At 67.2% G+C, this 7,984-nt stretch carries 7 protein-coding genes and 3 pseudogenes; 6 read left to right on the top strand and 4 right to left on the bottom strand.

Annotated features, from left to right (window positions below):
• Positions 1-420: 420 nt before the first annotated feature.
• Positions 421-811: pseudogene (locus tag ACIBTS_RS19555) on the bottom strand (DNA-3-methyladenine glycosylase); the annotation flags it as partial.
• Between the two features lie 151 nt (positions 812-962).
• On the opposite strand from ACIBTS_RS19555, the gene ACIBTS_RS19550 reads away from it, so the two are divergent.
• The 4 genes and pseudogenes from ACIBTS_RS19550 to ACIBTS_RS19535 form a co-directional block, all read left to right on the top strand.
• The gene (locus ACIBTS_RS19550) at positions 963-2,480 is read left to right on the top strand and encodes a recombinase family protein (RefSeq protein WP_399320787.1); all 1,518 of its coding nucleotides are present in this window, start codon (positions 963-965) and stop codon (positions 2,478-2,480) included.
• Between the two features lie 88 nt (positions 2,481-2,568).
• On the top strand, positions 2,569-2,715 hold the full coding sequence (locus ACIBTS_RS19545) for a hypothetical protein (protein ID WP_399320817.1): 147 nt from the start codon (positions 2,569-2,571) through the stop codon (positions 2,713-2,715).
• Positions 2,716-2,758: 43 nt separating this feature from the next.
• A complete protein-coding gene (locus ACIBTS_RS19540) occupies positions 2,759-3,283 on the top strand; it encodes a DUF6879 family protein (RefSeq protein WP_399320785.1) in 525 nt (174 codons plus the stop codon).
• Positions 3,280-3,900 (top strand): annotated as a pseudogene (locus ACIBTS_RS19535) (Scr1 family TA system antitoxin-like transcriptional regulator); the annotation flags it as partial. The gene ACIBTS_RS19540 and the pseudogene ACIBTS_RS19535, both read left to right, overlap by 4 nt.
• A 45-nt stretch (positions 3,901-3,945) precedes the next feature.
• On the opposite strand, the gene ACIBTS_RS19530 reads toward ACIBTS_RS19535, so the two are convergent.
• Together ACIBTS_RS19530 and ACIBTS_RS19525 are read right to left on the bottom strand one after the other, a co-directional pair.
• Positions 3,946-4,557, bottom strand: coding sequence for a DNA-3-methyladenine glycosylase (locus ACIBTS_RS19530; protein ID WP_399320813.1), 612 nt, complete (start codon positions 4,555-4,557; stop codon positions 3,946-3,948).
• Between the two features lie 14 nt (positions 4,558-4,571).
• A pseudogene (locus tag ACIBTS_RS19525) lies at positions 4,572-4,829 on the bottom strand (DNA-3-methyladenine glycosylase); the annotation flags it as partial.
• A gap of 158 nt (positions 4,830-4,987) precedes the next feature.
• Between ACIBTS_RS19525 and ACIBTS_RS19520 the strand changes: the two are divergent.
• Positions 4,988-5,770, top strand: coding sequence for a sporulation protein (locus tag ACIBTS_RS19520; RefSeq protein WP_319677747.1), 783 nt, complete (start codon positions 4,988-4,990; stop codon positions 5,768-5,770).
• 386 nt (positions 5,771-6,156) lie between these two features.
• Here ACIBTS_RS19520 and ACIBTS_RS19515 read toward each other — a convergent pair whose 3' ends face one another.
• Entirely contained in the window at positions 6,157-7,230 is a 1,074-nt protein-coding gene (locus ACIBTS_RS19515; protein WP_399320784.1) for an exo-alpha-sialidase, read from the bottom strand.
• Positions 7,231-7,308: 78 nt separating this feature from the next.
• Between ACIBTS_RS19515 and ACIBTS_RS19510 the strand changes: the two genes are divergently transcribed.
• Positions 7,309-7,848 (top strand): YbhB/YbcL family Raf kinase inhibitor-like protein, encoded by a 540-nt coding sequence (locus tag ACIBTS_RS19510; RefSeq protein WP_319677193.1) that lies wholly within the window; start codon positions 7,309-7,311, stop codon positions 7,846-7,848.
• The last annotated feature ends 136 nt before the right edge of the window (positions 7,849-7,984 follow it).

Here is a 7,984-nt window from a genome sequence, read left to right as displayed (position 1 = left end):
CCGGGGACGGGGTATCAACATATCTGGCGTTGATTTTTGGCACGCTGTTGAGTTCTCAAGGAACGGACGCTTCCTTTGTACTCACCCGAGAGACTCTCTCAGGCTTTCCTCCGGGCGCTTCCCTTCGGTCTTGCGTTTCCGACTCTATCAGATCTTTTTCTTGATCCGATTCCCTGTCGGGGGGATTGTCTTGGGCTTTGGGCTTTCGCTCCGTCGACCTTTCGACATTCACTACGTTAGCCGATTCCCTCTGCAACTCATAATCGAGTTCCACCGAGTTGGAATTCGGGCATGCGGACATGCCGAACTCGCTCCCGTTGAGGGGCGTTGTAGGTAGTGGGTTGGCCGCTTCCGGCTGCTGGCGAATGCCGTACCCGGGTCAAGCGGCTCGGGCTACGTTACGCCCCGGCCAACAGCGAGTCAACTTCGGCGTTGCCTGGGGGCGTGGGCCCGATAGGGGCTCACCGTAGGGTCGTTGGCGACCCAGTACCGCCAGGGGTGGACGGCGCCGTCACCGGAGACTCCGGTGCGCGGACCACTGCGTACCTGGTCGAAGGGGACCGGGGTACCGGTCAGGACCCTCAAGGGGGTGTCCTCGGTGGCGCAGGCGTCCGTGCCGTCGAGGGCACGGCCCACGTCCAGGGCGGTGGCCAGGCGGGCAGGTCCTTTGGCCAGTTCCATGTCGTTTCGGGCCGAGAGTCGACGTTTACGGGCCGACTCGGCGCCTTCGATGATCTCGCCGGCGCGGAGCAGGACGGCGCTCGCCCTGCCCTCCGGACACGAGGTTCATGCAGTGCCACATGCCGTAGGTGACTCACCAAGCATGTATGTCGTTGCAAGGCAACGACAAGCAGGAGATATGCAGTGCGAGCGATCATCTACGCCAGGCTCAGCCCCACCCCGAGGGGCGAAGAGTCCAAGGGCGGGAACCTGACACAACAGGTCGAGCTGAGTCAGGCGCTGTGCGACCGGAACGGCTGGTCCGTCGTAGCCGTGATCGTCGAGAAGGACACGTCAGCCTCGACCAAGCGGGAGCCAAGCGAAGCGACGAGTGGGAGCGCGTCAAGGCTCTGGTGGAGGACGGCAAGGCAGACGCCATCGTGGCTCGCCACTTCGACCGCATGTACCGCACTCCCTGGGATCTTGAGGACCTGGTGGACCTGGCCGAGTCGACCGGCGTCACGCTGGCCGCCGCACAGGCTCAGGGAGTGCTCGACCTGTCCACCCCGTCCGGCCGTCTTGCTGCTCGCACCGGCGCTGTGGTGGCTCGCAACGAGACCGAGATGCGAGTAGAGCGGCAGGTACTCGGACACCAGCGCCGTAGAGAGTCGGGCAGGCCCTTCTGGAGTACTCGCCCGTTCGGCTTCGAGCGCGATGGCAGGCACCGTGAGGCAGAGGCAGAAGCCCTACGGCAGGCGTACCGGGATGTCCTGACCGGTGTCTCCCTCTGGTCCATCGCAAAGGACTGGAACGCCCGTGGACTGCTCTCGCCGCACGGCAAGGAGTGGCGCAGCTCGAACCTTCGGGGTGTCCTCTTGAAGCCGAGGAACGCGGGAATCCAAACGTACTCGCAGTGGGTCGAGAAACCGGACGGGAAGCGGGTGCGGCTGACCGAGGAGACCGGTGCGGGCAACTGGGAGGCGATCGTCTCCGAGGGCATGTTCCGGGCACTGGTCCGCTACCTGAGCGATCCCGAGCGCAACACGGGCGGCGGCGGCAAGCGCAAGGCCCTGTTGTCCGGCGTCGTCCGCTGTTCGAAGTGTCAGGCCGTCGCCACTCAGGGGTGGAGCAAGAAGAACGCGGCAGGCGAGCGGTACCGCATCTACACCTGTTCAGGTGGCCGGTGCATCACCTGCCCGGCAGATGCTCTTGATTCCTTCGTGGTCCCGAAGGTCATCGACAAGGCCGAGGAGTGGAACGCGGCACCGGCCACGGACAACGGAGACGAGGAGCGAGAGGCCGAACTGCTGGCCGAGGAGACTGCCGCGTCCGAGAGGCGCACCGCCCTGGCGGAGATGTTCGCTGTAGGAGACATCGACGGGTCGACCCTGCGGACGGGCATCGGCAGATGTGACGCCGACCTGACCAAGATCCGGGCCGAGCTGGCAGACCTGGCAGCGAAGCGGGTGCGCGTCGACCTGGGCGACATCGAGTTACCTGTGGGAGGAACTGGACTACGAGGACCCCGACCGCATCGACTACGTGCGGACCGTCGTCACGCAGGTCTGCGAGCGAGTCGAGCTGATGCCGCGCGGTCGAGGGGTCCGAAGCTTCAAGGCCGAGCACTGCCGGATCACGTTCCGGAACCCCTGAGATCCGATCGAGGAGGGCCGAGCCGGGTGCCGGCGCTCAGTGAGCACGGGCCCTGTCTGACGCGAGTAGGGCGGGGCCCATCGTCATACCCGGCGAGGAAGAACCGGACATCCCCCAGAGCCTCTGTGCGCCCCTCTCGCCCCCAGTTCATGCAACAACGTGCGTGAGTCACGTCCGTGCATGGACGGCCGCAAGCGGCGCCCGTACGGTCCTCTCAGGCGGCCCGACCGGGCCGACAAGTCAAGGGGGTTCCGCATGGCACGCGAAGAACTGACTCGGCTCACCGGCAACGGCAACGGCACGTGTGGAGAGGACGACTGCCCGAACGTCTACCGCACCGCCTCCGGTTCCATCGTGGTTCAGGGCGACGTGTCCGACGCCTTCACTCCCCCACAGGGGTAAGGGCTCGTGGAGATCCCCGAGAGCGTTCTTCGGGAGGCCGTTCGTGCTCTTGGATGGTGACGAGTGGCGGGCGATGCTCCGAGGCTTCCAGTCGGAGGCGTGGCGGCTGGAGACCCTGCCCGAGTACCTCGTACCGCAGGAGGCGGAAGAACTCGAAGCCTTCCGCGCAGGCAAGCGCGTCGACCCGGACACCTACTCGTCGGCCTACACGGAGGACCTGAGGCGGTTGCGCGGTGAGGGGAGGAGCAAGGGTCGAGTGCACGTCCTGACTCGACCGCTCTCCGAGTACCTGCGCTTCGAGTTCTCTCGGTACTACGCACCGCACGTGCTCGCCGGGGAGGACATCCGCATCCTTGACGTGACCGAGCGCGAGAACCCGTTGCCGGATGTCGGGGACTTCTGGATGTTCGACCGCTCCACGGTCGTCCTGATGCACTACGAGGGCGACGGCACGCAGATCAGCCGGGAACTGCACGAGGGTGACCCTGCGCCGTTTATCGAGTGGCAGCGCATCGCTGTTGCCGAGTCGGTTCCCTTCCTTGAGTACGCGGAGCGCGTGAAGGAGTGACGTTCGAAGCTGAGCAGCTTGGCGAGTCTGGTACCGAACTCGCCTCTCTGCTTAGGGACTTGCGCAAGCGAGCCGGCCTCTCTGGGGACCGGCTCGCAGCGCGCTGCAACATGTCCCAGTCGAAGGTGTCTCGCATCGAGAACGGCCGGACACGGCCGTCCCTGGTCGATGTCGAGCAGATCTTGCGAGCGCTGGACGCTCCGCCGGAACTGGTTGCCGAGGTCTTTGCCCTCGCCAGGATGGCGAACACTGAGTGGCGGAACCTCCGAGAACTTCGGCGCAAGGGGCTCGGTACGAGACAGGCCGAGCTGAAGTCGCTCGAAGCGTCCTCTACGCACATGCGCTACTTCCTGCTCTCGATGGTTACCGGACTGCTCGCAACCCCGGAGTACGTACGGGCGAGCCTGGCCCACTCGACGGCCGACACGAGCAGGGCGGTAGCCGGGAAGCTGGGACGGCAAGCCGTCCTCTACGACGCCTCGAAGCGGTTCACGTTCGTTCTGACCGAGCAGGCGGTTCGCTGGCCGGTCGTCTCCCCACTGGCACTGGCGGAGCAGATGGACCGGCTGGCGTCCCTGTCCTACCTCCCAAACATTCACATCGGGGTGATCCCCGTAGGGGCACCCACGCCCCGGCGGGCCGCGAGCAAGGCGTACAGCGGCTCAGGCTCCGGCGGGCGGCTTGGCTCTCGGGCTCAGTCGGTACGCCGAGACCGTCGGATCACCGGCAAGGTAGAACCGGTGTTGCCAGTCATGGGCCCTGCTCACGCCTACCCGAGGACCAACCTGGATGAGCGCGGTAGGCACCGACTCACCCTCGGACAACACGACCGAGGTACCTGTCAGGAGGTCTGCGCCGTTGTGCTCCGCCGTGATGCCGAGTGCCTGGCAGAAGTTCCCCGGACCTCGGGCAAGCCGTGGACTCTCGACCCTCTCCCCTCGTCGCTTGCGTGCCAGGTCTTCCCCCTCGATGACCCTGCCTGCCCGGATGAGGACAGCCGAGGCGATGCCGTCCGTCCCGGTGACGACGTTGGCACACCAGTGGAGACCGTGGGACCGGTAGACGTACAGGTGTCCTGCGGGTCCGAACATGACGACGTTACGGGGTGTCTGGCCTCGGTAGGCATGGGAAGCTGGGTCAGCCGTACCGGAGTACGCCTCGGTCTCCGTGATGGCGATGCTCACGGTTCCCTCGGGGGTCTTGCAGGTGAGGACGCACCCGAGCAGCCTGGGGGCGACCTCTTCAGCAGGATGGGCGAGGAGGTCAACGTTCATGCTGACTGCCTTGACATGCCGTAGGTGAAGTAGACGTACACATGTCCGGGCGGGCCGAACATCACGCTGTTGCGGGCCGTGGGTCCCCGGAAGGCGTGCGAGCCGGGGTCGTTGGGGCCGTCGTAGGCCTCTACCTCCGTGAGGCGCAGGGTGATCGGACCGTCGGGGGTCGTACGGAGGAGGAGGCGGCCGAGGAGATCCTGGGCGACCTGCAGGACAGGGCGATCGAAGAAGGTCCTGGGGAGGGGCGTACGGTCGGGGGTCGCGATCATGCCCTCCGAGCGTAGTGCAGAGCAGTGGGTGCGTCGGGGTGGTCAGCCGCCGCTCGGCTTGCCAGGGTGTGGAGCGCGGAACCGGCCACGTCCGGATCGCGTTTGTAGGGATCAAGGGATCCCGTAGTTGAGGTCGTAGAAGGTCACGAGGGAGAGACATGGCGTTCAAGAAGCTGCTCGCGAGTCTGGGGGCCGGCGGGGCTTCGGTCGAGACGGTGCTGACCGAGGTCAACGTCGTTCCGGGCGGCGTCGTCCAGGGTGAGGTGCGGATCCAGGGCGGGTCCGTCAACCAGCAGATCGAGGGGCTGTCGGTCGGGCTGCAGGCCAAGGTCGAGGTCGAGAGCGGCGACCAGGAGTACAAGCAGGACATCGAGTTCACGAAGCTGCGGCTCGGGGGTGCCTTCGAGCTGCAGGCGGGTGCTGTGCACGCGGTGCCGTTCGGGCTCGAGATCCCTTGGGAGACGCCGGTCACGACGATCGACGGGCAGCCGCTGCGCGGCATGCACATCGGGGTGACCACCGAGCTGGAGATCGCCCGCGCTGTGGACTCCGGCGACCTGGACCCCATCAACGTCCATCCGCTGCCGGCGCAGAAGGCGCTCCTGGACGCCTTCATCCAGCTGGGCTTCCGCTTCAAGAACGCGGACATGGAGCGCGGTCACATCCGGGGGACGCGACAGAAGCTGCCGTTCTACCAGGAGATCGAGTTCTTCCCGCCGTCGCAGTACCGGGGGCTGAACCAGGTCGAGCTGAGCTTCGTGGCCGACGAGCACGCGATGGACGTCGTGCTGGAGATGGACAAGAAGCCCGGCCTGTTCAGCGAGGGCAGTGACACGTTCCGTTCGTTCCAGGTGGGTCTGCACGACTACCAGGGGACCGACTGGGCGGCGTACCTCAACCAGTGGCTGTCCGAGGTCGGCAGCAAGCGCAACTGGTTCTGAGGCGGTTACGCGTAGAGGGCCCGGAACGCCGTGTGCGTTCCGGGCCCTCCGCGTGTGCTGAACCAGAGTCGTCACATGCGGGCGTAGCCCTGGGTGGTGACCTTCTCGAAGGCGAGGTGGACGACCGCGGCCCGGTCCGTGGGGTCGGTGTTCGTCTCGCGCAGGCGGTGAGCTCGTCCGTGGTGAGGGTCCGGCGGATCAGGCGGAACTCGTCCAGGGAGCCCGTGAGGCGGGTGGTGACGGAGCCCGCCGGGATCGTGCCGGGGTGCCTGGCGTGCCGTCGGCGGAGAGGGTGAGTTGGGTGCCCTTGTGTTGAAGGACCACGTGGTGCCAGGCGGTGCCCGTGCGGGAGGCGGTGTCCGGGGCGTAGGCCGGGGCGGGGAAGTTCAGCGCCTGCCGAAATCTGCCGCTGACGGCCGCCGTGGTGCCGGTGAGGTGGGCGTCGTTGGCGTCCGGTGTGCTGTCGGGGTGGTGGGGCCGGCGTCGGGGGTGGGCTGCGGGAGGATCGTTCCGTCGAAGGTGCCCGGGAGTCCGATGGCCGTCGGGGTGAAGCGGCTGAAGCAGATGTTCGCGGTGGAGGAGTCGGTGCCGCCCTCGTAGACCAGGCCGGGTTCGCCGCCGGTGAGTTCGGCGAGGTCGGAGTAGTCGGCGCGGTCGGCGTTGAGCTGCCCGTCGGGTGCGTCGGTCCAGGTGGTGCCGCGGTCGGTGGAGTAGCGGATGCGCAGTTTCTCGCGGCCGGTGCTGCCGCTGGGGGCGGCCAGGACGAGGGGGTCGCCGGGAGGGTCCTGGTAGGTGTGGCGCAGGGCGAGGACCGAGGCCTGGATCTGGGCTGTGGTGAGGTTCGCGACGGTGTGGCGGCCGACGGTGGCGCCGCCGTCGGTGCTGATCGCGTGGGTGCGGTGGGGCTTGGTGTCGTCCAGTTCGTTGCGGACAGCGAGGTGGATGCGCGCGGGGCCGGTGGCGAACCAGCCGCTGGTCTTGCCGCTGAGCCGGGTGAGGACGCGCGGCGCGCCGAAGGTGAGGCCGTCGTCGGTGCTCTTGTGGACGTACGGCAGGCGGGTGCCGCGGGTGACGGGTTCGCCGGTGGAGGCGAGGAAGACGTTTCCGGTGGTGTCGTCGGCGACGGGGGTGGCGTTGTCACGGGTGTACGGCGCTTCGGGGTCGGTGTCGCTGCCGGAGAGGGCGGTCCTGATCGGGCCCCAGGTGCGGCCGTGGTCGGTGGAGCCTCGGGCGACGATGTCGATGGGGCCGCGGTCGGCGCAGGACGGGAAGTGGCGGCCTTGGGCGAAGGCGAGGAGGCTGCCTGCCTTGGTGCGTATGAGGGAGGGGATGCGGAAGCAGCCGTAGCCGCCGGAGCGGAAGAGGGTCTGCTGGGTGCCGACGAGCCGCATGGACAGCAGGGCGACGGCCAGGGTTCTTCGGCGCCGCCTGCGGCTGGTGAATGATCGCTGATCCGGCATCGGGCAACGGTATGTGACGGCGTGTAGGTCGTAGGCTCCGGAGGGAGTGCTTTTCGATCTACCAGGAGGTGTGTCGAGGTGACCGAACCGAAGAGGCGGCCGCTGCCCCACGATTTCCATCCGCCGGTGCCGTCGTTCACGGTCACGAGCGAGGACGTGCAGGAGGGGGCGACGCTCAAGGACGCGCAGGTGTTTGCGGCGGGCAACACCTCGCCGCAGCTGCGGTGGGAGGGTTTCCCGGCCGGGACCAAGAGCTTCGCCGTGACCTGCTACGACCCCGATGCTCCGACGGGCAGCGGGTTCTGGCACTGGGTGGTCTTCGACATCCCGGCCTCGGTGACCGAGTTGCCGGCCGGTGCGGGCAGCGGCTCGTTCAAGGGTCTGCCGGCGGGTGCCGTGCAGGCGCGCAACGACTACGGCAGCAAGGAATTCGGCGGCGCCGCTCCGCCGCCGGGGGACGGGCCGCACCGGTACGTCTTCACGGTGTACGCGGTGGATCAGGACAAGCTCGGTCCGGACGCGGACGCCTCGCCTGCCGTCGTGGGCTTCAACCTGCGGTTCCATGCGATCGCCCGCGCCCAGCTGATCGGTGAGTACGAACATCCCACGGAGGGATGAGTCAGCTCATCGTTCATTGAACGTTTGCCCGCCTCTGGTCTTGGAAGTGATCAGAGGCGGGCATTTTGTTGCCGGGGGTCGCGGGGGTCACCTCCCGTGGAGCAGCAGATATTGCGTTGTCCATCTCGGCGTGCCC

The sequence above is a fragment of the Streptomyces sp. NPDC050121 genome, from assembly GCF_044460385.1.
In the GTDB taxonomy this organism is placed as follows: Bacteria; Actinomycetota; Actinomycetes; order Streptomycetales; family Streptomycetaceae; genus Streptomyces; species Streptomyces soliscabiei.
The sequence above is the reverse complement of the archived record's forward strand: the minus strand, read 5'-3'. Positions and strand labels throughout refer to the sequence as shown.

Coding starts and splice junctions, on each gene's coding strand:
- ACIBTS_RS19515 (WP_399320784.1), bottom strand. CDS start 7,230: ATGCCGGATCAGCGATCATTCACCAGCCGCAGGCGGCGCCGAAGAACC.
- ACIBTS_RS19520 (WP_319677747.1), top strand. CDS start 4,988: ATGGCGTTCAAGAAGCTGCTCGCGAGTCTGGGGGCCGGCGGGGCTTCG.
- ACIBTS_RS19530 (WP_399320813.1), bottom strand. CDS start 4,557: ATGAACGTTGACCTCCTCGCCCATCCTGCTGAAGAGGTCGCCCCCAGG.
- ACIBTS_RS19545 (WP_399320817.1), top strand. CDS start 2,569: ATGGCACGCGAAGAACTGACTCGGCTCACCGGCAACGGCAACGGCACG.